This window comes from Pseudomonas sp. REB1044, from assembly GCF_038813925.1.
In the GTDB taxonomy this organism is placed as follows: Bacteria; Pseudomonadota; Gammaproteobacteria; order Pseudomonadales; family Pseudomonadaceae; genus Aquipseudomonas; species Aquipseudomonas boreofloridensis.
In genome coordinates, this window is record NZ_CP046139.1 from 1,917,249 (window position 1) to 1,940,126 (window position 22,878).

A 22,878-nucleotide genomic window follows, 5' to 3' on the forward strand; every position below is an offset into this window, starting at 1 on the left:
GCGGTTTTACCCGCAATACGGCCTGGGTCCGCTCAACGTCCGCGCTTGCCCGGCAGCGGCGCGAACAGCGCCTCGATTTCTTCGTCACCCAGGCGCCACTGTCCGGCTTGACCGCCATCGAGCAGCCCGGCCGCCAGCGTCGCTTTTTGCTGTTGCAGTTGCTGGATCTTTTCTTCCACCGTGCCACGGGTGATCAGCTTGTAGACGAACACCGGCTTGTCCTGACCGATCCGATAGGCCCGGTCCGTAGCCTGGTTCTCGCTGGCCGGGTTCCACCACGGATCGTAGTGGATCACTGTATCGGCTGCGGTCAGGTTGAGGCCGGTGCCGCCTGCCTTGAGGCTGATCAGGAACACGTCGCTGTCCCCGTTCTGGAATTGCTGGACCGGTGCCCGCCGATCGCGCGTTTCCCCTGTCAGCAGGCTGTAGCGGATGGCACGTTTGTCCAGTTCGGCCTGAACCAGTGCGAGCATCGAGGTGAACTGCGAGAACAGCAGTATCCGGCGGCCTTCGCTGATCAGTTCTTCGAGCATCTGCAGCAGGCTGCCCAGCTTGCCTTTGTCCGCCTGGTTGCCCTGGGCGTTTACGCCTTTGACCAGGCGCAAGTCACAGCAGACCTGGCGCAGCTTGAGCAGGGCGTCGAGGATCACGATCTGGCTGCGAGAAGCACCGTTGAGGGCGATTTCGTCGCGAACCTTCTTGTCCAGTGCCACCCGCACGGTCTCGTAGGCGTCGCGCTGGGCATCGCTGAGGTCGACCCAGTGCACCATCTCGGTCTTGGGTGGCAACTCGCGCGCCACTTGTTCCTTGGTGCGGCGCAGCAGGAAGGGCCTCACCCGAGTGGCGAGGTGGTTCAGGCGCTCGGTGTCACCCTGGCGCTCGATGGGCGTGCGGTAGTCTTGGTTGAAGCGCTTCTGGTCGCCCAGCCAGCCGGGCATCAGGAAATGGAAGATCGACCACAACTCGCCCAGATTGTTTTCCACTGGCGTACCGGTCAGGCACAGGCGTTGGCCGGCGTGCAATTCGCGAGCAGCCTGGGCGGCCTTGCTGGTGCTGCTCTTGATGTTCTGCGCTTCGTCCAGCACCAGCAAGTGCCAGTTATGTGCTTGCAGATGCTGAAGGTCACGTGGCAACAGGGCGTAGGTGGTCAGCACCAGGTCGTAGTCGTCAAGCGTGGCGAACGCCCGTGATCGGCTGGGGCCATGCAGGGCGAGAACCCGCAGGTCCGGGGCGAAACGCTGGGCTTCGTCGAGCCAGTTGGGGATCAGGCTGGTGGGCATGACCGCCAGTGCAGGCTGGTCCAGACGCCCGGACTCTTTCTCCAGCAGCAGGTGGGCAAGGGTCTGCAGGGTCTTGCCCAAGCCCATGTCATCGCCCAGGATGCCGCCGGTGCCCATTTCGCGCAGCGCCTGGAGCCAGTTCAGGCCTTGCTGTTGATAAGGTCGCAGCGCAGCTTTCAAGCCCTTGGGCGGCAACACGTCGAGGTCGCGTGCATCGCGCAGGCGCCGGCCAAGGTCGCGCAAGTGCTCGCCACCTTCCCAGTGCAGGGGCAGGTGCTCGATGTCGTTCAGGCGCGCGACGTCGGCGCGCTCCAGGCGCAGGGTGGAACCCACAGGGCCTTCATGAAGGTAGAGCTCACCCAGCGTGCCCATCACCGCTTTGATTCGGCCGTAGGGCAGGGCGACGCGCATAGCCGGGCCGTCCAGGCCACCACGGTTGAGATCCAGTAGCAGGTGTTCCTCGTCGCTGCGCCGCGCCAGCTCGCTGGGGCGCAACAGTTCCGGGTTACTGCGCAGCAATTGCAGGATGATGGGCAGCAGGCTGTGGCGCTGACCGTCGACGACGATACCCAACTCCAGCTCGAACCACTCGTGGGCGGGCGCTTCCTCGACCGTGGCGTACCAGTCCTGCACCTCGTTGAGGTTGAAGGCGAAGTCGCGGTGCATGTCCACTGTCCAGCCGGCTTCGCGCAGCGCTGGCAGGTCCTCACGGGCGAAGTGCAGCCAGGCTTCGTCGTCGGGTAACTGAAGCATGTCGCCCGCGCTGTCGGGCAGCGCTTTGCTTTGTCGGGTGGCGGCCTTGAAACCCAGCTTGCGCAGGGTTTCGCGCAGGTGCTTTTCCTGCTTGGGCTGCCGGGCGATGCGCTGACTGACGCTGCCGACCAGGCGGCTGAGGGGTTTATCGTCGTTGCCCGTCGCACGGATACCATCGTAGTCGAACGAAAGGGCGGCGCGATGCTGCATCTGACGCTGCATACGGCCGGTCTTGGGCGTGTAGGCACTGAATTCGACGCTGCCGAGGGTCAGATGCGCAGTGGGCTGTATGTCGTCCACCCGCTCCTGCTTGACGGTGCTTGGTGTCGGCAGTTGGTGGTTCAGGGCCTTGAGTTTATGGCTTAGGGGCACGATCAGGTGCTCCGGCACGTCGGGAGCGATGGAGAGTTGTTGAGCGGTGTGCGGGTCCAGCGTGTGTCGAAGGGTGCCGACTTGGGCGGTGGCGGTGTCCACGTAGAACAGGGGATCAGTGGCAGTACATGCAAGGGGGCGTCCGCACTGTGCCACCGCCCTCGATATTCGCCATTGTCCAAGCGAACCCAGCGGAACTCGGCCTCACGTTCCTCGCCCAGGTTCAGCAGTGGACCGCCTTCGGTGTACAGCAGTCGTCCGGTCTGGGCGATCTGTTGCAACAGTTCGCCGCCTTCTCTGCCTTTGAGCGGAAAACCGCGCTCTTGGCCGTACGGCATGTTCTGCGCGCCCAGCTGGCGCAATATGCGCAAGTCCTCATCCTTGACGTACGTTGGGGTGTCATAAAGCAGTTCACTCAATGAGTGGAGCCGGCTGTAGCGAATGACCTCGCCCTCCCGCGTGCCTTTTCGCACGCGCACTGCGCAGCCTTGATCGTCACGGTCGAGGATTTCGTAGCACACCATTCTGCCGCGTCGATCTTCGCTCTGGCGTGCAGCCGCCGGCGGCTGCCCCAGAACCTGTAACCAATGCTCGAGGTGCAGCGGGAGGGTGTCGTTCTTGGCGACGTCCTCGGCGTAACGTTGAGCGAGTGTGAAGAGTAGCGCTGCGCAGTGCTTGCAATTCAGCGCCACTGGACAGCTGCAGTGACCGTCGATCAGCACCTGGCGGTTAGGCGCGACGGAGAAATCGACGCGTTGTTTGTAGCGGCTGGTACCACTGCCAATGCACACGCCTTCGATGCGCAACTGCTCATGGGAGAGGATCTCGGCACGCCCCTGCTCGGCATAGCGCTTGCCGCGTTGCAGCGTGTTTTCGCTGAAGTTGCGGTGCCAGCTCAGGTTCTGTGCGAACAGATGCTCCAGTTCTTTCACGGCGTCACTGCTCCATCATTTCCGGGTCGGGCATCGGTGGTTTGCGCATGCCCACCGGTGCGACCTTGATCAGCAATGCCAGGTGACCGCCGTCGAGGAAGGTGAGTTGGCCATTCTTCACGTTGCTGTTGCTCTGCTTGAACTGCTCGCTGCGCAGTACGCTGCCGTTGCCGTCCAGTTCGTTGACCCAGAAATTGGCGTCGATCCGGGTGAAACGACCTTCGGCAATGCTGAGATTGCCTTCGATGGGAAAGTGGCCGAACTGCTCTTCGCCTGTGCCAAGCGCGATACGGCTAGGCTCGCTGCCGACCTGCTGTTGCCAGGCCTTGTGCACCAGCACGGTGTAGTCGGCAGTGGCCTCCAGGCGCGTGGCTTCATCGGCCAGTGCCAGCGGGCGTTCGGCATCCGGGGTGAGGCGCGCAGCGCCCGCGCTCCAATTCTCGGGCGCGAAGGGGCTGGTGACGGCTGCAACCGTATTTTGCCGCAACAGCAGCATTTCCACCTGATACGGGCCTTCGGCGAAGGCCGCCGCCGGCGCGGTCAGCGTCAGCAGCAGGGTCAGGTAACCAATGGCGCGCATGGAGCTTCCTTAATTCGATTGTGGGGCCAGGCGCTCGAACAGCGCCTCCAAAGTATTGAAACGTTCTTCCGGACGCTCCATCGGCACCAGGAAGCGGAACTGCGTCGCGCCCTCGAACTTGTAGCGCTTGGGCTGGCTCTGGATCAGCTTGATCAGGGTCAGCGGATCGACCGGCGTTTCGGCCTCGAACTCCAGTTTGCCGCCGTTGGGACCGGCGTCGACCTTCTTGATGCCGAGCTTTTCAGCCTGCAGCTTGAGCAGTGTCAGGCGCATCAGGTGCTTGGTCGGCTCGGGCAGCAGGCCGAAGCGGTCGATCATTTCCACCTGCAGATCCTTCAAGCCTTCTTCGTCGGTGGCCGAGGCGATGCGTTTGTACAGGATCAGCCGCGCGTGCACGTCGGGCAGATAGTCTTCGGGATCAGCGCGGGCAGGCGCAGGTTGATCTCCGGGCCTCCGCCCAGGGGTTGTTCAAGGTTGGGCTGTGTGCCTTTGCGAATCGCCTTGACCGCCCGTTCGAGCATCTCCATGTAAAGCGTGAAGCCCACGGCCTGGATCTGGCCGCTCTGGCCTTCACCCAGCAGCTCTCCGGCGCCGCGGATCTCCAGGTCGTTGGTGGCCAGGACGAAGCCTGCGCCCAGGTCCTGGGTGTTGGCGATCGCCTCCAGGCGCTTTTCGGCGTCGGTGCTGATCTGCTGACGCGGCGGCGTCAGCAAGTAGGCGTAGGCCTGGTGGTGGCTGCGCCCGACGCGGCCGCGCAATTGGTGCAATTGCGCCAGCCCGAACTTGTCGGCGCGTTCGATGACGATGGTGTTGGCACTGGGCACGTCGATGCCGGTTTCAATGATGGTCGAGGCGATCAACACGTTGAAACGCTTGTGGTAGAAGTCGCTCATCACTTGTTCGAGTTCGCGCTCGCGCATTTGCCCATGGCCGATGCCGATACGCGCCTCGGGCACCAGCTCGGCCAGGTCGGCGGCGCATTTCTCGATGGTCTTGACGTCGTTGTGCAGGTAGTACACCTGGCCGCCACGCAGCAGTTCGCGTAGCAACGCCTCCTTGACCGTACTTTTGTTCTGTTCCATGACGAACGTGCGCACCGACAGGCGTCGTGCCGGCGGGGTGGCGATGATCGACAGGTCGCGCATGCCGGCCACGGCCATGTTCAGGGTGCGCGGGATCGGCGTGGCGGTCAGGGTGAGGATGTCTACCTCGCTGCGCAGCGCCTTGAGCTGCTCTTTCTGGCGCACGCCGAAGCGGTGCTCTTCGTCGATGATCGCCAGGCCCAGGTCCTTGAAGCGCACATCGTCCTGCAGCAGCTTGTGGGTGCCGATGAGAATGTCGATCTTGCCTTCGGCGAGGTCGGCTGCAGCGCTGGCGACTTCCTTGGCCGACTTGAAACGGCTCATCACTTCGACCTTTACCGGCCAGTCGGCGAAGCGGTCGCGGAAGCTGTTGTAGTGCTGCTGGGCGAGCAGGGTGGTGGGCACCAGCACTGCCACCTGGCGGCCGCTGCGCACCGCAATGAAAGCGGCGCGCATGGCCACTTCGGTCTTGCCGAAGCCGACATCGCCACACACCAGGCGGTCCATGGGCTTGGCAGCGAGCATGTCCTGGCGCACCGCTTCGATCGCAGCTTGCTGGTCCGGCGTTTCCTCGAACGGGAAGCCGGCGCTGAACGTGGCATAGTCGGCGGATGGGTCGGCGAAGGCATAGCCTTTGCGCGCGGCGCGGCGGGCATAAATGTCGAGCAGCTCGGCGGCCACGTCGCGCACTTGCTCTGCGGCTTTGCGCTTGGCTTTCTGCCAGGCTTCGGAGCCAAGCCGGTGCAGCGGCGCCAAGGCGTCGTCGCTGCCGGTGTAGCGTGCGATCAGGTGCAGGTTGGCCACCGGGACGTAGAGCTTGGCGCCCTCGGCGTACTCCAGGGTGAGGAACTCGGCAGCCTGGCCGTCGATCTCCAAGGTGGCCAGACCCAGGTAGCGGCCCACACCGTGGTCGATGTGCACCACCGGCGCGCCTTCGCGCAGTTCGGTGAGGTTCTTGATGACCGCGTCGTTGGCCGCTTCGCCGCGCTTGTCGCGGCGCCGGCGCTGCATCACCCGCTGGCCGAACAACGGGCTCTCGGCGATCAGGGCGATGGCAGGATCGTCCAGCAGCAAGCCTTCGTCCAGCGGGGCGATGGTGATCGCCAGGCGCTCACTGCCGGTGATGAAATCGGTCCAGCCTTCAACGGTGTGCGGACGCAGTTTCAGGCGTTCGAGCAGTTCCAGCAGCACCTCGCGACGCCCAGCCGATTCAGCCGTGAACAACACGCGACCCGGGAATTGGTCGAGGAAATTCGCCAGCTCGGCCAGTGGCTGGCTGGCCTTGGCCTCGATGGCCAGGCTGGGCAGGGTGCGTGCGGGGAAACGCACGCGGCCAGCGCCCGCCTCCAGTTCGTCGCGGCTGACCACCACCCGTGGCCACTGCTTGAGTCGGGCGAAGCAGTCCTCGACCGGCATGAACAGCTCGGCCGGTGGCAGCAGCGGGCGGCTCAGATCACCACGGCGCTCCTCGTAGCGGGCGCGCACGTCGTTCCAGAATACCTCGGCGGCCTGTTCCACGCCGGGTAGGGAAAATACCTGGGTGTCGCTCGGCAGATAATCGAACAGGGTGGCGGTTTCTTCGAAGAACAACGGCAGGTAGTACTCGATGCCCGCGGGGATGATGCCGCTGGTCAGGTCCTGGAAGATCGCGCTGCGGCGGAAGTCCACGTCGAAGCGTTCACGAAAGCGCGCCTTGAAGCGCGTCACTTCGTCTTTCTGCATGGGAAATTCGCGGGCCGGTAGCAGCCGCACTGAGTCGACCTTGTCGATCGAGCGTTGGGTTTCCGGATCGAAGGTGCGCAGCGTCTCGATTTCGTCGTCGAACAGGTCGATGCGGTAGGGGCCTTGCTGCCCATGGGGAAGAGGTCGATCAGCGCGCCGCGCACGGCGAATTCACCGTGCTCGTAGACCGTGTCGACGCAGCGGTAGCCGCTGGCTTCAAGGCGCGTGCGCATCTGCTCGACATCGATCTTCTGCCCCACGTCCAGGACCAGGCTGCCACCGAGCAGGAAGCGGGTGGGTGCCAGGCGGTGCAGGGCAGTGCTGATTGGCACCACCAGAATGCCGTGGTCCAGTTCCGGCAGGCGGTACAGGCTGGCGATGCGCTGGGAGATGATGTCCTGGTGCGGGGAGAACAGATCGTAGGCCAGCGTTTCCCAATCGGGGAACGGCAGCACCGGCAGTTGCGGTGCGAAGAAGCGCAGCTCCTGTTCGAGGCGGTCGGCGGCCTGACTGTCGGCGGTCAGCAGCAGGGTGAAGCGGCCAGCGCTGCTGGCGGCTTCGGCGATGGCCAGGCTGAGGGCGGCTCCGGGCAGGTTGCCCCAGGTTTGTTTGCCGGCCGTGGCCGACAGTGGCGGTAGGCGCAGAACTGACACGGAAGATCTGACTCCAAGCGTGCGGCAAAGGGATTGATTGTACTGACGCCACCGTCTGCTGTCAGGTTCCAAAGGCCGCGAAGGCGCCTGTGCGCGGCGCCGACAGGCACTCATTGCCGGTTACGCGACGGGGCGGCATAATGTAGCCCCTTTTTTCTGTCCCTACATGTGGAAGGTTCCCGTGACTCAGAAGCCCGACCAGTGTCTTGGTGAGTGGATCGATCGTGAAGCCCTGGCTGAAGCGATGATCCCGCTTATCGGTCAGCTCTACCGCAATAACAATGTGGTGAGCTCGATCTATGGCCGTAGCCTGATCAACCGTTCGGTTATCTCGATCCTCAAGGCCCACCGCTTTGCGCGTCACCGTCAGACCGACGAGACCGAACTGTCCGTGCACGAGACATTCCCGCTGCTCAAGGCCATGAGCGAGCTGAAACTGGGCGCCGCTTCGGTCGACCTGGGCAAGCTGGCCAACAAGTTCAAGCAGCAGGGCAACGGCCGCAGCGCCGAGCAGTTCGTGCGCGACGAACTGGCCGATGTGGTCGGTCAGCAAAATGTTTCGGCACGCAAGGGCACCGACGTCGTGCTCTATGGCTTCGGTCGCATTGGCCGCCTGCTGGCGCGCATCCTCATCGAGAAGACCGGTGGCGGCGACGGCCTGCGCCTGCGCGCCATCGTCGTGCGCAAGGGTGCCGAGAACGACTTGGTCAAACGCGCCAGCCTGCTGCGTCGCGACTCGGTGCACGGCCCGTTCGATGGCACCATCACCATCGATGAAGCCAACAACACCATCACCGCCAACGGCAACCTGATTCAGGTGATCTACGCCAAGAATCCGAGCGAAGTCGACTACACCCAGTACGGCATCGATAACGCACTGATCGTCGACAACACCGGCGTTTGGCGTGACGCCGACGGCTTGGGCCAACACCTGGCCTGCCCGGGCGCCGGTCGCGTGATCCTCACCGCACCGGGCAAGGGCGCGCTGAAGAACATCGTGCACGGCATCAACCACGGTGAAATCACCGCTGACGACAAGATCATCTCCGCCGCTTCCTGCACCACCAACGCCATCGTGCCGGTGCTCAAGGCGATCAACGATGAGTACGGCATCGTCAACGGTCACGTCGAAACCGTTCACTCGTTCACCAACGACCAGAACCTGATCGACAACTTCCACAAGGGCAGCCGTCGTGGTCGCGCTGCGCCGCTGAACATGGTCATCACCGAAACCGGTGCCGCCACCGCCGCCGCCAAGGCGCTGCCGGTGCTCAAAGGCAAGCTGACCGGTAACGCCATTCGCGTACCGACGCCAAACGTGTCCATGGCCATTCTCAACCTGAACCTCGAGAAAGCCACCAGCCGTGAAGCGTTGAACGAGTACCTGCGCCAGACCGCCATGCACTCGGAACTGCACAAGCAGATCGACTACGTCAGCTCCCAGGAAGTTGTCTCCACCGACTTCGTCGGCTCGCGCCATGCCGGTGTGGTGGATGCCGAAGCCACCATCTGCAACGACAACCGCGTTGTCCTGTACGTCTGGTACGACAACGAGTTCGGCTACAGCTGCCAGGTGGTCCGCGTGATGGAAGACATGGCTGGCGTCAACCCGCCAGCGTTCCCACGCTGATACGCGTGTGAAGTCTTGAACGAACGGGAACCTGCGGGTTCCCGTTTTTCGTGCGGTGCCGGTTGCGCGCTCGGCTGAGTGGCAGGTGCTGTACATGTAGTGCAGGCAGTGTTGGCCTACGACGCGACCAAGGGTTAATGTGCGCAGCGTTCAGGCTTGATTAGACTGCACCCGAATTTTTTCATGGCGCTGCGGCGTCATGGCGAGCCCCGTGGCCAACCGGCTGACGGGCCAGTTCTGAAGGAGTACGCATGGCTGTCTACAACTACGACGTGGTGGTGCTGGGTTCCGGCCCGGCCGGTGAAGGCGCGGCAATGAATGCCGCCAAGGCAGGTCGCAAGGTGGCGATGGTCGACAGTCGTCGCCAGGTCGGCGGCAACTGCACCCACCTGGGTACCATTCCGTCCAAGGCACTGCGTCATTCGGTGCGGCAGATCATGCAGTTCAATACCAACCCGATGTTCCGGGCCATCGGCGAACCGCGGTGGTTCTCCTTCCCGGACGTGCTCAAGAGTGCCGAAAAGGTGATCGCCAAGCAGGTCGCTTCGCGCACCGGCTACTACGCGCGCAACCGCGTCGATGTGTTCGTCGGCACCGGCAGCTTCGCCGACGAGCAAACGGTCGAAGTGGTCTGCCCCAATGGCGTGGTGGAAAAGCTCAACGCCAAGCACATCATCATCGCGACCGGTTCGCGTCCGTATCGTCCGGCCGACATCGACTTCCATCACCCACGGGTGTACGACAGCGACACCATCCTCAGCCTCAGCCACACTCCGCGCAAGCTCATCATCTACGGCGCTGGGGTGATCGGTTGCGAATACGCCTCGATCTTCAGCGGTCTGGGCGTACTGGTCGAGCTGGTGGATAACCGTGGCCAATTGCTGAACTTCCTGGACTCGGAAATTTCCCAGGCGCTGAGCTACCACTTCAGCAACAACAACATCACCGTGCGTCACAACGAAGACTACGAGCGGGTCGAAGGGCTGGACAACGGCGTGATCCTGCACCTGAAGTCGGGCAAGAAGATCAAGGCCGATGCCTTGCTCTGGTGCAACGGTCGCACTGGCAACACCGACAAGCTGGGCCTGGAAAACATCGGCATCAAGGTCAATAGCCGCGGGCAGATCGAGGTGGATGAGAACTACCGCACCGGCGTGACGAACATCTACGGTGCCGGCGACGTGATCGGCTGGCCGAGCCTGGCCAGTGCCGCCCATGACCAGGGCCGTTCGGCGGCCGGCAGCATTGTCGACAATGGTAGCTGGCGCTTCGTCAACGACGTGCCGACCGGCATTTACACCATTCCCGAGATCAGTTCGATCGGCAAGAACGAACAGGAGCTGACTCAGGCCAAGGTGCCATACGAAGTGGGCAAGGCCTTCTTCAAGAGCATGGCCCGTGCGCAGATCGCGGGCGAGCCGCAGGGCATGCTGAAGATTCTGTTCCACCGCGAGACCCTGGAAATTCTCGGCGTGCACTGCTTCGGCTACCAGGCTTCGGAAATTGTGCACATCGGTCAGGCGATCATGAGCCAGCCGGGCGAACTGAACAATCTGAAGTACTTCGTCAACACCACCTTCAACTACCCGACCATGGCCGAGGCCTATCGGGTAGCGGCATACGACGGGCTGAACCGGCTTTTTTGAGCGGCTCCGGCCGGTGGCCTGAGCCGGTCGGGGAGACCGATTTCAGCCCTACCCGAGGGTGGTCTTGGCCAAACCGGGAAAGTCTGTGATCAGGCTGTCCACGCCAAAGTCGGCGAGTCGGCGCATCAGTGCCGGCTCGTTGACCGTCCATACCGACACGTGCAGACCCTGGCGCTGGGCCTTGATCAGGCGCTCGGGTGTGCACAACGTCCAGTTCAGCGCCAGCAGGTTGCATCCGTAGTTCTGCGCGACCTTCAATGGGTCGAGCCAGGCGTACTCGGCGACCAGTCCGCGCGCGATGTCCGGCACCAGCTCTTGGGCCGCGCCCAACACTTCCCGTGAACTCGAGGTGATGGTCACCTTGTCGAGCAGATCGTACTGCTGGGCCAGTTCGCGAATGGCCAGCACTGTGGTAGCGGCGCGCGTACGAGATGCACTTTTGACTTCAAGCTGCCAGTGCTCGAAGGCGCACTTTTCGAACAGGTCTTCCAAGCGCGGAATAGGGCAGGGTTGCACATGGCCCGGACCGCCTTGGCGGGCGTCGTAAGTGACAAGGTTGGCGGCGCTGTGTTCGACCACCTTGCCGCGGCGGCCCGTGGTGCGCTTGAGGGTCGGGTCGTGGATCACCATCAACTGGTTGTCGGCCGACAGGTGCAGGTCCAGTTCGCAGCGGTGCACGCCGTGCGACAGGCACTGGCGGAAGCTGGTCAGGGTGTTCTCGGGTGCTTCGCCCTTGGCGCCGCGATGGCCGTAGATCAGGGTCACGTTCATTCCTTCAAGTCGGGAGAGGGAAAAGTTCAGGGTTGCGGGTCTTGCCGTTCCAGTTGCTGGCGGCGCTGCTGTTGCTGGCGCTGTAGGATATAGCGGGCCAGCAACTGGCGTTCGGCATCGCTCATGTCGGTGAATTCGGTGCCGACCTCGAATTGGCCGTCAGCCTGTGGATCGCAATGGGTGACGCGTCCGCGCAAGAGCAGGCCATGGGCGCGTGGCATGAGCACCATCTTCACTTTCACCCGGGTGCCCGGGGCAATCCTCTGCGCCTGAACGCTTTCGATGCCGCCCTCGGAGATGATCACCCGTTGCGGCTCGCCGATTTCGCCGAGCAGGGTCTGCGCCACCACTGCGCTGAGCAGATCGAGGCGCTTGTTCTGCGCGCGCAAGAAGGCGGCCAGGGTACGGTCCTTGTCGCTGAGCTGGCGTAACAGGTGCTGGGCTTCAAAGTCGGACAGGTGCAGTTCGCTGAGCAGGTTGAACAGCGGCGAATCATCCAGCAACAGTTCTGTATCAAGGGCTTGCGCCGCGCTCAACGGGCTGATTTGCAGTGCGATCCGATCTTCGATGCGGTAGTATTCGCGCCGATCTTCTTCGTCTAGTGTCGTCATGGCGAACCCATGGTTGCGGCAGTGGTCCGAGTGTAAAGCCGCCACAGGCGCCTCGCCACAAGGACGTTCCCTTTCCTGCGAACAAGCCCCGACATGTTCAGACCTCTCTTCGTATTCATCGGCACCCGCTACACCCGTGCCAAGCGCCGCAACCATTTCGTCTCGTTCATTTCCCTGACCTCGATGATCGGCCTCGCCCTGGGCGTGGTGGTCATGATCGTGGTGCTGTCGGTGATGAACGGCTTCGACCACGAGATGCGCACCCGCGTGCTGGGCATGGTTCCGCACGCCACCGTGGAAGGCGATCAGCCCATCGCCGATTGGCAGGCCCTCGCTCAACAAGTAAAGCAGAATCCGCATGTCCAGGCGGTCGCGCCTTTCACCCAGATGCAGGGTCTGTTGACCGATGACGGCAAGGTGCAGAAGATGCTGCTCAACGGCATCCTGCCCGAGCGTGAGCGTGAAGTGTCGATCATCGACAACTTCATCCAGCAGGGCAGTCTCGACCGCCTGGCGCCGGGTGAGTGGGGCATCCTGATCGGTGACAAGGCGGCCGACAAACTGGGCGTCAAGGTCGGCGACAAAGTCACGTTCGTCGCGCCGGAGGTGAGCATCACCCCGGCCGGCATGTTCCCGCGCATGAAGCGCTTTACCGTGGTCGGCACCTTCCACGTGGGTGCCGGCGAAATCGACGGGTACCTGGGGCTGACCAACTTGTCCGACCTGTCGCGCCTGCACCGCTGGAAAGCCGATCAGGTGCAAGGGCTGCGGCTTAAATTCGACGACCTGTTCCAGGCGCCTCGCGAGGCCTGGAACATCGTCAAGCAGTTGGGCGAGCAGCAGTACTATGCCCGCGACTGGACCCGCACCCAGGGCAACCTGTACCAAGCGATTCGCATGGAGAAGTCGATCATCGGCCTGTTGCTGCTGCTGATCGTCGCGGTGGCGGCGTTCAACATCATTTCCACCCTGGTGATGGTCGTCAACGACAAGCGCGGCGACATCGCCATTTTGCGTACCCTCGGTGCCACGCCACGACAGATCATGGCGATCTTCATGGTCCAGGGCACGGTCATCGGCGTGGTCGGCACCTTGATCGGCGCCGTGGTCGGCATCCTCGCCGCGCTCAACGTCAGCGCCGCCATTGCCGGCATCGAGACGCTGATCGGGCACAAATTCCTCAACGCCGACGTGTATTTCATCGATTACCTGCCGTCGCAGATCATCGCCCAGGATGTGTGGATGGTCTGTGGTGCGGCGCTGGCCCTGAGTTTCCTCGCCACCCTGTATCCGGCCTGGCGTGCTGCGCGCACCCAGCCTGCAGAGGCGCTACGTTATGAGTGAGTCGCGCATGAGTGATAAAGCCGTACTGAGTTGCCGCAACCTGGGCAAGTCCTATGACGAGGGCCCGGAGTCGGTGCAGGTGCTGTCCGGGTTGAGCCTGGAGCTGCATCCGGGCGAGCGGGTGGCCATTGTCGGCAGTTCCGGCTCGGGCAAGAGCACGCTGCTCAACCTGCTCGGCGGGCTCGACACACCGTCCCAGGGCAGCGTTTGGCTGGCCGGCGAAGAGCTGTCGGCGTTGGGCGAGCGCGATCGCGGCCTGCTGCGCAACCGCGCGTTGGGCTTCGTGTACCAGTTTCATCACCTGCTGGCCGAATTCACCGCCCTGGAAAACGTCTGCATGCCGCTGCTGATCGGCCGCACGCCGATTCCCGAGGCCCGCCAGCGCGCCACCGCATTGCTCGAGCGCGTGGGCCTGGGGCATCGCCTGAATCACAAGCCTGCCGAGCTGTCCGGTGGCGAGCGCCAGCGTGTGGCGATTGCCCGTGCGCTGGTCAACCAGCCGGGCCTGGTGATGCTCGACGAGCCCACCGGCAACCTCGATCACCACACGGCCCTGGGCATTCAGGAACTGATGCAAGAGCTGTCGACAGCGTCGCGCACAGCGTTCCTGGTGGTGACCCACGACCTCAGCCTGGCACGCAAGATGGACCGTGTGCTGAGCCTGGAAGACGGTCGCCTGGTCTCGATCTGACTGCACGGGGCTGCCTGCGCGGCCCCATCCTCTGTTCAACTGGATGTTCGCGTACATGTTCAGACCCTTGCCCTTGTTCATCGGTGCCCGCTACACCCGTGCCAAGCGCCGCAACCACTTCATCTCGTTCATTTCCATGACTTCGATGATCGGCCTGTCACTGGGTGTGCTGGCGATGATCGTGGTGCTGTCAGTCATGAACGGCTTCCAGCGGGAGATGAGTTCGCGCGTGTTGGGCCTGGTGCCGCACGCCAGCATTCTCGGCGTTCAGCCGCTGGATGACTGGCGCAGCGTGGCCACAGCCGCATTGAAGAATCCAGCCGTGGTCGCCGCCGCGCCCTTGACCGAGATGGAGGGCATGCTTTCCTACAAGGGCGCCATGCAGCCGATCCAGGTCAGTGGCATCGACCCGGCCGAGGAGGGCCAGGTGTCCATCGTCGGCGAGCATATCGTCCAGGGCTCGCTGCAGGCGTTGCAGCCGGGCGAGTATGGGGTAGTGCTCGGTGAGCTTACGGCGCGGCGCTTTCGCTTGAACACCGGCGACAAGGTCACGCTGATCGTTCCGGAGGTGAGCAGTGCGCCGGGCGGCATCACCCCGCGCATGCAGCGCCTGACCGTGGTCGGCATCTTCAAGGTCGGTGCCGAGCTGGACGGCTCGCAGGCCTATATCCACATTGCCGATGCCGGTCAGATGCAACGCTGGGCGCCCGACCAAGTGCAGGGCGTACGCCTGAAATTGCATGACTTGTACGCGGCGCCGCAGGTGTCCAAGGCGATCGCCACCCGCCTCGGCACGGCCTATCGTGCCGACGACTGGTCGCACACTCAGGGCAGCCTGTTCAGTGCGATGAAGATGGAGAAGACCATGATCGGCCTGTTGCTGCTGATGATCATCGCGGTGGCGGCCTTCAACATCATTGCCACGCTGGTGATGGTGGTGAACGACAAAGGCGCGGACATCGCCATCCTGCGCACCCTAGGCGCTACGCCGGCGCAGATCATGGGCACCTTCATGGTCCAGGGCAGCCTGATCGGCATCGTCGGCACCTTGATCGGCGGTGTGCTGGGCGTGATCGGCGCGCTCAACGTCAGCGCTATCGTCGGCTGGCTGGAGCGTACCAGCGGGCAGCACATCTTCACCTCCGACCTGTACTTCATCAGCAGCCTGCCGTCGCAACTGCAGTGGGGCGATGTGGCGATCATCTGTAGCGCCGGGCTGGTGATGAGCTTCCTCGCCACCCTGTACCCCGCGTACCGGGCGTCGCAGATCGAGCCGGCGATGGCGCTGCGCTACGAGTGAGATCGACCCCGACACTGCCTCAGCATGGCTGGGGCAGTTCGATCACGAAATGTGTCCAGCCTTGGCGGCAGTGCGCGCTTATCGAGCCGCCATGGGCCTGGACGATCGAGCGGGTGATCGCCAGTCCCAGTCCCGCGTGCTCGGTGCTGCCTTGATGGCGTGCCGGATCCTCTCGATAAAAGCGGTCGAACACGCGCGCCAGGGCGTGCTCGGCGATGGCCGGTCCGGTGTTGGCCACGTCCACGCGCAGGTCGGGTGACACGCTCACCTCGACCGTTCCGCCTGGCGGCGTGAAGCGCAGGGCATTTTCCAGCAGGTTCGACAGCGCCCGACGCAGCATGTGGCGATCGCCCTGCAGGTGCGCCTGGCCTTGGCGGCGCAGGGTGATGGCGGCGTCCTCGGCCAGTGCGGCGTAGTAATCGAGCAGGGCATCGACCTCCGCTGCCAGGTCCAGCCGCTCTCGGTTAGGCATGAGCAAGCCATGGTCGGCCTTGGCCAGATACAGCATGTCGTTGACCATTTGCGCCATGTGCTGCAGCTCTTCGAGATTGTCGTGCAAGGCCTCACGGTACTCGTCCAGGCTGCGCGGTCGGGTGAGCGTGACCTGGGTGTGCGTGAGCAGATTCGACAGCGGCGTGCGCAGCTCATGGGCAATGTCGGCGGAGAAGGCCGAGAGGCGCACGAAGGCATCTTCCAGGCGCTGCAGCATGGCGTTGACGGTCTGGCCAAGCTCGGCCAGTTCCTCCGGCAGTTGCGCCACCGGCAGGCGAGTGGTCAGCGAGCGGGCGTTGACACTGGCCGCCACCGCTCCCATCTGGCGCAAGGGGCGTAGTCCCCGCCTGACCGCCCAGGCGCCGAGCAGGGCGGTGACCAGCGCGGACAGGCCCACTGTCAGCCAGATCAATTGCTGCATGCGCTCCAGGAAATGCTGGTGATGGGTGATGTCCAGAAACAGCGTGACCTGCCCGCCTGCTACGCGCTCGGAAAGGCTGCGGTAGGCGATGCTGCCCCTGTGCAGGGTGGCCAAGCCCGGCTGGCGAGGTTCCTCGGGCAAGCCGGTGCGACTGTCGAACCACAGCGTGTCATCGTTGCCGCGGATGCGCAGGGCCAGGTCTGCCTGGTGGCTCAGTTCGCTGCGCAGCACTGGCACTTTGGCCTCCAGTGCGCGTGGGGAGTCGACATGGGCAAGGGCGGTGCGCAGTTGCGAAAGGCGGGCGCTGAGCAACTGCTGATCGAGCTCGACGAAGTGCCGTTCGCTGGCCTGGCTGAACAGCAGTCCAGCGGTCAGCGAAACGGCTGCAGTGCAGGCGGCGAACAGCAGGGCCAGGCGTCCTCCCAGTGACAGGCGCGGCATCAGTCGGCACGCTCTTCGAGCACGTAGCCCATGCCGCGTACGGTATGGATGAGCTTGCCGGGATGGCCTTCGTCGATTTTCAGGCGCAGACGCCGGATCGCGACTTCGATGACATTGGTGTCGCTGTCGAAATTCATGTCCCACACCTGCGAGGCGATCAGCGATTTGGGCAGCACCTCGCCCTGGCGGCGCAGCAGCAGTTCGAGCAGGGCGAACTCCTTGGCGGTAAGGTCGATACGGCTACCGGCACGCTCGGCGCGGCGGCGCAACAGGTCCAGGCGCAGGTCGGCGAGGATCAGGACGTTGTCCTGGCTCGGGCTCGAGCCGCGTCGCAGCAGGCTGCGAACCCGAGCGAGCAGTTCGGAGAAGGCGAAGGGTTTGACCAGGTAGTCGTCGGCACCCAATTCCAAACCATGGACACGGTCGGCCACGGCATCGCGCGCGGTGAGGAACAGCACTGGCGTGTCCAGTCCGGCCTGGCGCACGGCCTGGAGGATCTGCCAGCCGTCGCGGCCGGGCAGCATCACGTCGAGGATCAGCAGATCGTGATCGCCGGTGAGGGCAAGAAATTCTCCGGTTTCGCCATCGTCGGCCAATTCCGTGGCAAAGCCCGCTTCGCTCAGGCCCTGGCGCAGGTATTGGCCGGTGCGGGCCTGGTCTTCGACGATCAACAGTTTCATGGGGTGTCCACACACAAGAGCGTTGGCCTGCTCGCGCCGTGGGCGCGCTCGGCTGCCAAGGGAATTGACGACGATGATACGTGAGCCAACGTCAGCGTGCCCAAGCTGACAGCGTTGTAATCTGCCGGTCAGCCCGCCGCCAGCGCGCTGACCGTAGAGTGGCGCCATTGTCCACCTACGCCAGGAGTCTCCATGAAATCTCTGATCCTCAGTGCTGCCTTCGCCTTTGTCAGCCTGCCGGCGCTTGCGGACGGCGCCAAGTCGTTCGCCTTCGGCGAGCCTGCTCCAGCCAGCACAGCCACCCGTACCGTGCAGGTAGTGCTCAAGGATATCGCCTTTGAACCAGGCAAGTTGCAGGTCAAGGCGGGGGAGACGGTGCGCTTCGTGTTGATCAACGAAGGCAAGCTGGTTCACGAGTTCAACCTGGGCGATGCGGCCATGCACGCCGAGCACCAGAAGGAAATGGCCGCCATGGCCGGTATGGATCATGGACAGATGGACCACGCTGCGCACGGCCATGACGCGGCCAATACCGTGCTGGTCCAGCCAGGACAGCGTGCCGAGCTGACCTGGACCTTCCGCCAGACGGCGCCCATCGAGTTTGCCTGCAATGTGCCAGGCCATTACCAGGCGGGCATGGTCGGTCAGTTGACCATCGAGTGACAGCGGCGCCCAAGGCGGGCGGCAAAACCGGTAGAATGGGCGCATTTCCGCATTTTCAGGTCAGAGACATGCATCCCGCCGCCGAACACTCCCCGCTGGGCAAGTCCAGCGAATACATCGCCATCTACACGCCCTCGCTGCTGTTCCCGATCCCCCGAGCGGCCAAGTGGGCCGAACTGGGCGTCACTGCGCAAACGCTGCCGTGGCAGGGCGTGGACTACTGGAACTGCTTCGAGCTGTCCTGGCTGCTGCCTTCAGGCAAGCCAGTGGTGGCCATGGGCGAGTTCGCGATCCCGGCCGACTCGCCCAACATCATCGAATCCAAGTCGTTCAAGCTCTACCTCAACTCGTTGAACCAGACGGTGTTCGCCTCTGCCGAGGAACTGGTGACGTGTCTTGAGCAAGACCTCTCTGCCGCCGCCGGTAAACCGGTGCGTGTGCGGGTGCGGAGCTTGAACGACGTGCAAAGCGAGGGGGTCATGGCCCTGCCAGGGCAGTGCATCGATGCGTGGGATGTGACCATCAGCCACTATGGCGAACCACAGCCCGAGCTGCTGCGCTGCGATCCTGGCCGCGTGGTCGAAGAAACCTTGCACAGTCATCTGCTCAAATCCAATTGTCCCGTAACGGGTCAGCCGGACTGGGGGAGCGTGGTGGTTGAGTACAAGGGCAGGGCGCTAGATCCTGCCAGCCTGCTGACCTACCTGGTGAGCTTCCGCCAGCATGCCGACTTCCACGAACAGTGCGTGGAACGGATCTATCTGGATCTGCTGCGCCTGCTGCAGCCAGAGCACTTGACGGTGTATGCACGCTACGTGCGCCGGGGCGGGCTTGATATCAATCCTTATCGCAGCACCGCGCCGATCAGCCCGCGTAACGGCAGGCTGGTGCGCCAGTAAGTTCATCTTCGGGGCCGCACCCGCAGCCCCAAGCGGCGTATCAGATACCCATGCTGTGCAGGCGAGTGATGATGTCGCGCAGCGTGGCAGTGAGATCGGGGTGATCGACTTCGAAGCGCTCGACGGCGAGATTCACGCCATCAACCAGATTGTTGTCTGGCGAGACTTCTTCGAGCTTGATCTGCGCCTCGATCTGTCGTGCTTCCTCGCGCAGGCCGGCGAGTTCCTCTTCCGACAGCGGTACGTTTCGATCCAGTTGCTCGCGCAGGCTGTTCAGGCGTTCTTGCAATTCGCGGGCGGGCATTGGCTGTTCTCCATCAATGACTTGGCAAGCCATGGACCTCGGCGCAGGCGCAAAGGTTCTGACCTGACTGCAAGCGTAATCCACTTGCTGACGCTTTGCATGATCGGCATCAAGCCGCGCCGTCAGGGTTTTTCACCCTTGCGTCGACGGTGGGCAATGTCTGCCAGGCAGGTGTCGAGCGCTTCGAGATGGTCGATCACCGAGTGCACGCCCAATCCGAACAGTTCAAGGGTGGACTTGCCGCGCGCCAGTTCCTGCTCCTGCACGCTCATGGCCTGCCACCGGTTCGAGGTGTGATCACACGATGGGCTGCAGGTGGCCAGGCCCACGGTCCATAGTCCTGCATTCAGGCCTGCCTGCAGCAGGCGCGGTTCGCCGCTCACCAGGACGCATCCGTCCAGGCGGGCACTGCTCAGTGACATCAACGCTTGCCAGCAGGCGTTCGGGGAAGGCCAAGGCGAACCATTGGCGGCGTGGCCGGGTAACCAACTCGGCAGCACAGCGGTCAGCGCAGTGCTGTGCTCGCTGTCCAGTTCATCGAGCCAGATGCAGGGCACCTGTTGCGCGTGCAGCGACGCCAGGGTGTCGAGAGCGCCGGGGGCGGGCAGGGGCTACCCTTCGCAGCCTGGACCAGGCAGCCGCGCAGGCCGAACAGCACGGCAGTGGGGGCGGGGGCTTCGTGCATGGCAACATCCCTGAAATATCGCCCACGCTAGAGTCTCTATGTGACGGTAGTGTGATAGTCACATGAAGAGCGAGATGAACACTACGCGATCAAGCAAGATATGCCATGCTCGCCGCCAGCCAGATTGCCCGTATACTGGCGCCCTATCGCGCAGCGCCATCCGGTGCTTGCCGCCGTGAAACCCGATGGAGAAACAGCTATGCAGAGGATCGGTGCCGGTGTGATCGAGCGAATCACCCAGGCCTGTGTCTGTGCCAGCCTGCTGCTGGCGCCGATGGCCGCCACCCAGGCGGCCACCGAGGACGACCCATGGGAAGCGGTCAACCGACCGATCTTCCGCTTCAACGACGTGATCGATACCTACGCGCTGAGGCCGTTGGCCAAAGGCTACGAGGCCGTGACCCCGCAGTTCCTCGAAGATGGCATCCACAACGTTTTCCGGAACCTGGGCGATGTCGGCAACCTGGTCAACAATGTGTTCCAGCTCAAGCCTCATGCTGCGGGTGTCGACACGGCGCGGCTGATCGTCAACACCACCTTCGGCCTGGGCGGTTTCTTCGATGTCGGCACCCGCATGGGTCTGCAGCGCAGCGATGAAGACTTCGGCCAGACCCTCGGCTACTGGGGCGTGCCCAGCGGGCCCTATGTCGTCATCCCGCTGCTGGGGCCGAGCAACGTGCGCGATGGCTTGTCCAAGTACCCGGATTCCTTCACCGAACCCTACCGCTACATCGACCATGTGCCGACGCGCAACTCCATCTTCGCGCTCGATGTGGTCGATACCCGCGCCAGCCTGCTCCCGGCAGAGAAGCTGATACAGGGCGATAAGTACATCTTCATCCGCAACGCCTACCTGCAGAACAGGGAGTTCAAGGTCAAGGATGGCGAGGTCGAAGACGACTTCTGAGCCATCCACAGAAAAGGCGATCTCAGGATCGCCTTTTTCGTCGGCGAATGTGGGCACGGCGCGCACTTCGCAAGGTGACAACGCGCCGTTCAAACGGCTTGGCTATATCCATTAGTGAGCCAAAACCTGGTCTCCAATAACCTCAGGTGATTAGGCCTGCGCACTCCATCCTCGCATGCTTGAAACGCCCAGCGGATGGGAGTACCGTCTGCGCCTTACAGGCACCTTTGCGCGTCGCCGGATAGCCTTGCTGTCCACCTCGCGCGCAGCGGTCATCAGTATTCCAAGTAGTCGACCGTCGTCCTTGCCGATGTCCGCTACGCCAACCAATCGGCGCCGTTCGCCCACATGCAGAAAACCCGTGCAACGCTGCTGATAATCGATGACGACGACGTGGTCCGTGCAAGCCTCGCCGCGTATCTGGAAGACAGTGGCTTCAGCGTCCTTCAGGCCATCAATGGCCAACAGGGGCTTCAGGTCTTCGAAGAACACCAGCCTGAACTCGTTATCTGCGATCTGCGCATGCCTCAGATGGGCGGGCTCGAGTTGATCCGTCGCATCACCGAGCAGGCTCCGCAAATGCCGGTGATCGTGGTGTCCGGTGCCGGGGTGATGAGCGATGCAGTCGAAGCCCTGCGCCTGGGCGCGGCCGACTATCTGATCAAACCGCTGGAAGACCTCGCCGTACTCGAGCACTCGGTGCGCCGCGCGCTGGACCGCTCGCGGTTGATGCTGGAAAACGAGCGCTACCGCGAGAAGCTCGAAGCGGCCAATCGTGAGTTGGAAGCCAGTCTGCATCTGTTGCAGGAAGACCAGACCGCCGGGCGTCAGGTGCAGATGAACATGCTGCCGGAAAAGCCTTGGACGGCGGGCGACCTGTCGTTCGATCACCAGATCATTCCCTCGTTGTACCTGTCGGGCGACTTCACCGACTACTTCCGTGTCGATGAGCGTCGAGTAGCGTTCTATCTGGCGGACGTGTCCGGCCATGGCGCTTCGTCGGCGTTCGTCACCGTGCTGCTCAAGTTCATGACCACCCGTTTGCTGTTCGAATTCAAACGCAACGGCAAGATGCGCGACTTCAAGCCGTCCGAGGTGCTGGCGCACATCAACCGTGGGCTGATCAACTGCAAGCTGGGCAAGCATGTGACCATGGTCGGCGGAGTGATCGACGAGGACACCGGACTGATGACCTACAGCGTGGGCGGCCATCTGCCGTTGCCCGTGTTGTATACCCCAGGTCAGGCACGCTACCTCGAGGGGCGTGGCTTGCCGGTAGGGCTGTTCGACGAAGCCACCTATCAGGACCATGTGCTGGAATTGCCGCCGCGCTTCAGCCTTACGCTGATGTCCGATGGCATCCTGGACCTTTTGCCTGGGGCCACACTCAAAGACAAAGAGGCAAACTTGCCGGAGATTGTCAAAGACGCGCAGGGCAGTCTGGACGGACTGCGCAGTCGATTCGGATTAGCTACGCTTGGGGAGATGCCGGATGATATCGCCCTATTGGTGTTGAGCAGGAACCTTCCATGAGTACCGGTAGAATCCAGTTCGCCGAGCAGAACGGTACCTTCGTACTGAAATTCGTCGGTGAAGTGCGCCTGACCTTGTGTTCAGCCCTGGATGCGACGATCGAAAAGATCTTCACGGCGCTGAATTTCTCGGCCATCGTCATCGACCTGACCGAGACCGAGAGCATCGACAGCACCACCTTGGGTCTGCTGGCCAAGTTGTCGATCCTGTCGCGTCAGAAGGTCGGCCTACTGCCCACTGTGGTGACCACAAACCCGGATATTTCCCGGCTGCTGCAGTCGATGGGCTTCGATCAGGTGTTCAATATCGTCGATCGGCCCCTGCCGTGCCCCGACTGCCTGAGCGATCTACCTTCCCAGGACGAGAACGAGGAAGTCGTGCGTGCCAAGGTGTTGGAGGCGCACAAGATCCTGATGGGCTTGAACGACTCCAACCGCGAAGCGTTTCGTGATTTGGTGAGTGCGCTGGAGCGGTCCTGACCTGACC

General features: G+C 63.1%; 16 protein-coding genes and 3 pseudogenes. 10 read left to right on the forward strand and 9 right to left on the reverse strand.

The features are described 5' to 3' along the window. Nucleotides 1-32 precede the first annotated feature (32 nt). The 3 genes and pseudogenes from GKC70_RS08955 to mfd all read right to left on the reverse strand — a co-directional run bounded on the left by GKC70_RS08955 (nucleotide 33) and on the right by mfd (nucleotide 7,374). Nucleotides 33-3,328: pseudogene (locus GKC70_RS08955) on the reverse strand (DEAD/DEAH box helicase). A 13-nt stretch (nucleotides 3,329-3,341) separates the two neighbouring features. Beyond that, the gene (locus GKC70_RS08960) at nucleotides 3,342-3,917 is read right to left on the reverse strand and encodes a CsiV family protein (RefSeq protein ID WP_029613026.1); all 576 of its coding nucleotides are present in this window, start codon (nucleotides 3,915-3,917) and stop codon (nucleotides 3,342-3,344) included. 9 nt (nucleotides 3,918-3,926) lie between these two features. Beyond that, nucleotides 3,927-7,374, reverse strand: a pseudogene (mfd, locus tag GKC70_RS08965) (transcription-repair coupling factor). A gap of 166 nt (nucleotides 7,375-7,540) precedes the next feature. Between mfd and GKC70_RS08970 the strand changes: the two are divergent. Next, the gene (locus GKC70_RS08970) at nucleotides 7,541-9,004 is read left to right on the forward strand and encodes a glyceraldehyde-3-phosphate dehydrogenase (RefSeq protein ID WP_295482145.1); all 1,464 of its coding nucleotides are present in this window, start codon (nucleotides 7,541-7,543) and stop codon (nucleotides 9,002-9,004) included. Between the two features lie 251 nt (nucleotides 9,005-9,255). Next, the gene (sthA, locus tag GKC70_RS08975) at nucleotides 9,256-10,650 is read left to right on the forward strand and encodes a Si-specific NAD(P)(+) transhydrogenase (protein WP_029613024.1); all 1,395 of its coding nucleotides are present in this window, start codon (nucleotides 9,256-9,258) and stop codon (nucleotides 10,648-10,650) included. Between the two features lie 48 nt (nucleotides 10,651-10,698). On the opposite strand, the gene GKC70_RS08980 is transcribed toward sthA, so the two are convergent. Together GKC70_RS08980 and GKC70_RS08985 are read right to left on the reverse strand one after the other, a co-directional pair. Beyond that, a complete protein-coding gene (locus GKC70_RS08980) occupies nucleotides 10,699-11,415 on the reverse strand; it encodes a glycerophosphodiester phosphodiesterase (protein WP_342651108.1) in 717 nt (238 codons plus the stop codon). 32 nt (nucleotides 11,416-11,447) lie between these two features. Beyond that, nucleotides 11,448-12,032, reverse strand: coding sequence for a PilZ domain-containing protein (locus GKC70_RS08985; RefSeq protein ID WP_342651109.1), 585 nt, complete (start codon nucleotides 12,030-12,032; stop codon nucleotides 11,448-11,450). Between the two features lie 93 nt (nucleotides 12,033-12,125). Between GKC70_RS08985 and GKC70_RS08990 the strand changes: the two genes are divergently transcribed. Genes GKC70_RS08990 through GKC70_RS09000 form a run of 3 tightly spaced genes read left to right on the forward strand, consistent with a single transcriptional unit; the run spans nucleotide 12,126 to nucleotide 15,367 of the window. Then, entirely contained in the window at nucleotides 12,126-13,376 is a 1,251-nt protein-coding gene (locus tag GKC70_RS08990; protein WP_342651110.1) for a lipoprotein-releasing ABC transporter permease subunit, read from the forward strand. Nucleotides 13,377-13,383: 7 nt separating this feature from the next. Continuing rightward, nucleotides 13,384-14,067, forward strand: coding sequence for a lipoprotein-releasing ABC transporter ATP-binding protein LolD (gene lolD, locus GKC70_RS08995; RefSeq protein WP_342651111.1), 684 nt, complete (start codon nucleotides 13,384-13,386; stop codon nucleotides 14,065-14,067). Between the two features lie 55 nt (nucleotides 14,068-14,122). Continuing rightward, nucleotides 14,123-15,367, forward strand: a complete 1,245-nt coding sequence (locus GKC70_RS09000; RefSeq protein WP_342651112.1) for a lipoprotein-releasing ABC transporter permease subunit — start codon at nucleotides 14,123-14,125, stop codon at nucleotides 15,365-15,367. A 19-nt stretch (nucleotides 15,368-15,386) separates the two neighbouring features. Here GKC70_RS09000 and GKC70_RS09005 read toward each other — a convergent pair whose 3' ends face one another. Together GKC70_RS09005 and GKC70_RS09010 are read right to left on the reverse strand one after the other, a co-directional pair. Further along, on the reverse strand, nucleotides 15,387-16,724 hold the full coding sequence (locus GKC70_RS09005) for a heavy metal sensor histidine kinase (protein WP_342651488.1): 1,338 nt from the start codon (nucleotides 16,722-16,724) through the stop codon (nucleotides 15,387-15,389). Beyond that, nucleotides 16,721-17,401: a heavy metal response regulator transcription factor gene (locus GKC70_RS09010; protein WP_029613018.1), complete on the reverse strand. Its 681-nt coding sequence runs from the start codon at nucleotides 17,399-17,401 to the stop codon at nucleotides 16,721-16,723. Before GKC70_RS09010 ends, GKC70_RS09005 begins: the two co-directional genes overlap by 4 nt. Nucleotides 17,402-17,593: 192 nt before the next feature. On the opposite strand from GKC70_RS09010, the gene GKC70_RS09015 reads away from it, so the two are divergent. Both GKC70_RS09015 and queF read left to right on the forward strand, forming a co-directional pair. Continuing rightward, nucleotides 17,594-18,064 carry a cupredoxin family protein gene (locus GKC70_RS09015; protein WP_342651113.1) on the forward strand — a complete coding sequence of 157 codons (471 nt, stop codon included), beginning with the start codon at nucleotides 17,594-17,596 and terminating at the stop codon, nucleotides 18,062-18,064. A gap of 68 nt (nucleotides 18,065-18,132) precedes the next feature. Further along, a complete protein-coding gene (gene queF / locus GKC70_RS09020; protein WP_342651114.1) occupies nucleotides 18,133-18,963 on the forward strand; it encodes an NADPH-dependent 7-cyano-7-deazaguanine reductase QueF in 831 nt (276 codons plus the stop codon). A gap of 40 nt (nucleotides 18,964-19,003) precedes the next feature. Here queF and GKC70_RS09025 read toward each other — a convergent pair whose 3' ends face one another. Together GKC70_RS09025 and GKC70_RS09030 are read right to left on the reverse strand one after the other, a co-directional pair. Next, on the reverse strand, nucleotides 19,004-19,267 hold the full coding sequence (locus tag GKC70_RS09025; RefSeq protein WP_116888619.1) for a DUF4404 family protein: 264 nt from the start codon (nucleotides 19,265-19,267) through the stop codon (nucleotides 19,004-19,006). Nucleotides 19,268-19,389: 122 nt separating this feature from the next. Beyond that, nucleotides 19,390-19,952: pseudogene (locus GKC70_RS09030) on the reverse strand (phosphonoacetaldehyde phosphonohydrolase-related protein). 199 nt (nucleotides 19,953-20,151) lie between these two features. Between GKC70_RS09030 and GKC70_RS09035 the strand changes: the two are divergent. The 3 genes from GKC70_RS09035 (at nucleotide 20,152) to rssC (ending at nucleotide 22,871) form a co-directional block, all read left to right on the forward strand. Next, the gene (locus GKC70_RS09035; protein WP_342651115.1) at nucleotides 20,152-20,859 is read left to right on the forward strand and encodes a VacJ family lipoprotein; all 708 of its coding nucleotides are present in this window, start codon (nucleotides 20,152-20,154) and stop codon (nucleotides 20,857-20,859) included. Nucleotides 20,860-21,207: 348 nt separating this feature from the next. Further along, the gene (rssB, locus tag GKC70_RS09040; RefSeq protein ID WP_039578750.1) at nucleotides 21,208-22,392 is read left to right on the forward strand and encodes a two-component system response regulator RssB; all 1,185 of its coding nucleotides are present in this window, start codon (nucleotides 21,208-21,210) and stop codon (nucleotides 22,390-22,392) included. After that, nucleotides 22,389-22,871, forward strand: a complete 483-nt coding sequence (gene rssC, locus GKC70_RS09045; RefSeq protein WP_029613011.1) for an anti-sigma factor antagonist RssC — start codon at nucleotides 22,389-22,391, stop codon at nucleotides 22,869-22,871. Before rssB ends, rssC begins: the two co-directional genes overlap by 4 nt. Nucleotides 22,872-22,878: the final 7 nt, after the last annotated feature.

Bases quoted from the DNA above. Each gene is read 5' to 3' on its own strand.
- GKC70_RS08960 (WP_029613026.1), bottom strand. From the start codon at position 3,917: ATGCGCGCCATTGGTTACCTGACCCTGCTGCTGACGCTGACCGCGCCG.
- GKC70_RS08970 (WP_295482145.1), top strand. From the start codon at position 7,541: ATGTGGAAGGTTCCCGTGACTCAGAAGCCCGACCAGTGTCTTGGTGAG.
- sthA (WP_029613024.1), top strand. From the start codon at position 9,256: ATGGCTGTCTACAACTACGACGTGGTGGTGCTGGGTTCCGGCCCGGCC.
- GKC70_RS08985 (WP_342651109.1), bottom strand. From the start codon at position 12,032: ATGACGACACTAGACGAAGAAGATCGGCGCGAATACTACCGCATCGAA.
- GKC70_RS08990 (WP_342651110.1), top strand. From the start codon at position 12,126: ATGTTCAGACCTCTCTTCGTATTCATCGGCACCCGCTACACCCGTGCC.
- lolD (WP_342651111.1), top strand. From the start codon at position 13,384: ATGAGTGATAAAGCCGTACTGAGTTGCCGCAACCTGGGCAAGTCCTAT.
- GKC70_RS09000 (WP_342651112.1), top strand. From the start codon at position 14,123: ATGTTCAGACCCTTGCCCTTGTTCATCGGTGCCCGCTACACCCGTGCC.
- GKC70_RS09010 (WP_029613018.1), bottom strand. From the start codon at position 17,401: ATGAAACTGTTGATCGTCGAAGACCAGGCCCGCACCGGCCAATACCTG.
- GKC70_RS09015 (WP_342651113.1), top strand. From the start codon at position 17,594: ATGAAATCTCTGATCCTCAGTGCTGCCTTCGCCTTTGTCAGCCTGCCG.
- queF (WP_342651114.1), top strand. From the start codon at position 18,133: ATGCATCCCGCCGCCGAACACTCCCCGCTGGGCAAGTCCAGCGAATAC.
- GKC70_RS09025 (WP_116888619.1), bottom strand. From the start codon at position 19,267: ATGCCCGCCCGCGAATTGCAAGAACGCCTGAACAGCCTGCGCGAGCAA.
- GKC70_RS09035 (WP_342651115.1), top strand. From the start codon at position 20,152: ATGCAGAGGATCGGTGCCGGTGTGATCGAGCGAATCACCCAGGCCTGT.
- rssB (WP_039578750.1), top strand. From the start codon at position 21,208: ATGCAGAAAACCCGTGCAACGCTGCTGATAATCGATGACGACGACGTG.
- rssC (WP_029613011.1), top strand. From the start codon at position 22,389: ATGAGTACCGGTAGAATCCAGTTCGCCGAGCAGAACGGTACCTTCGTA.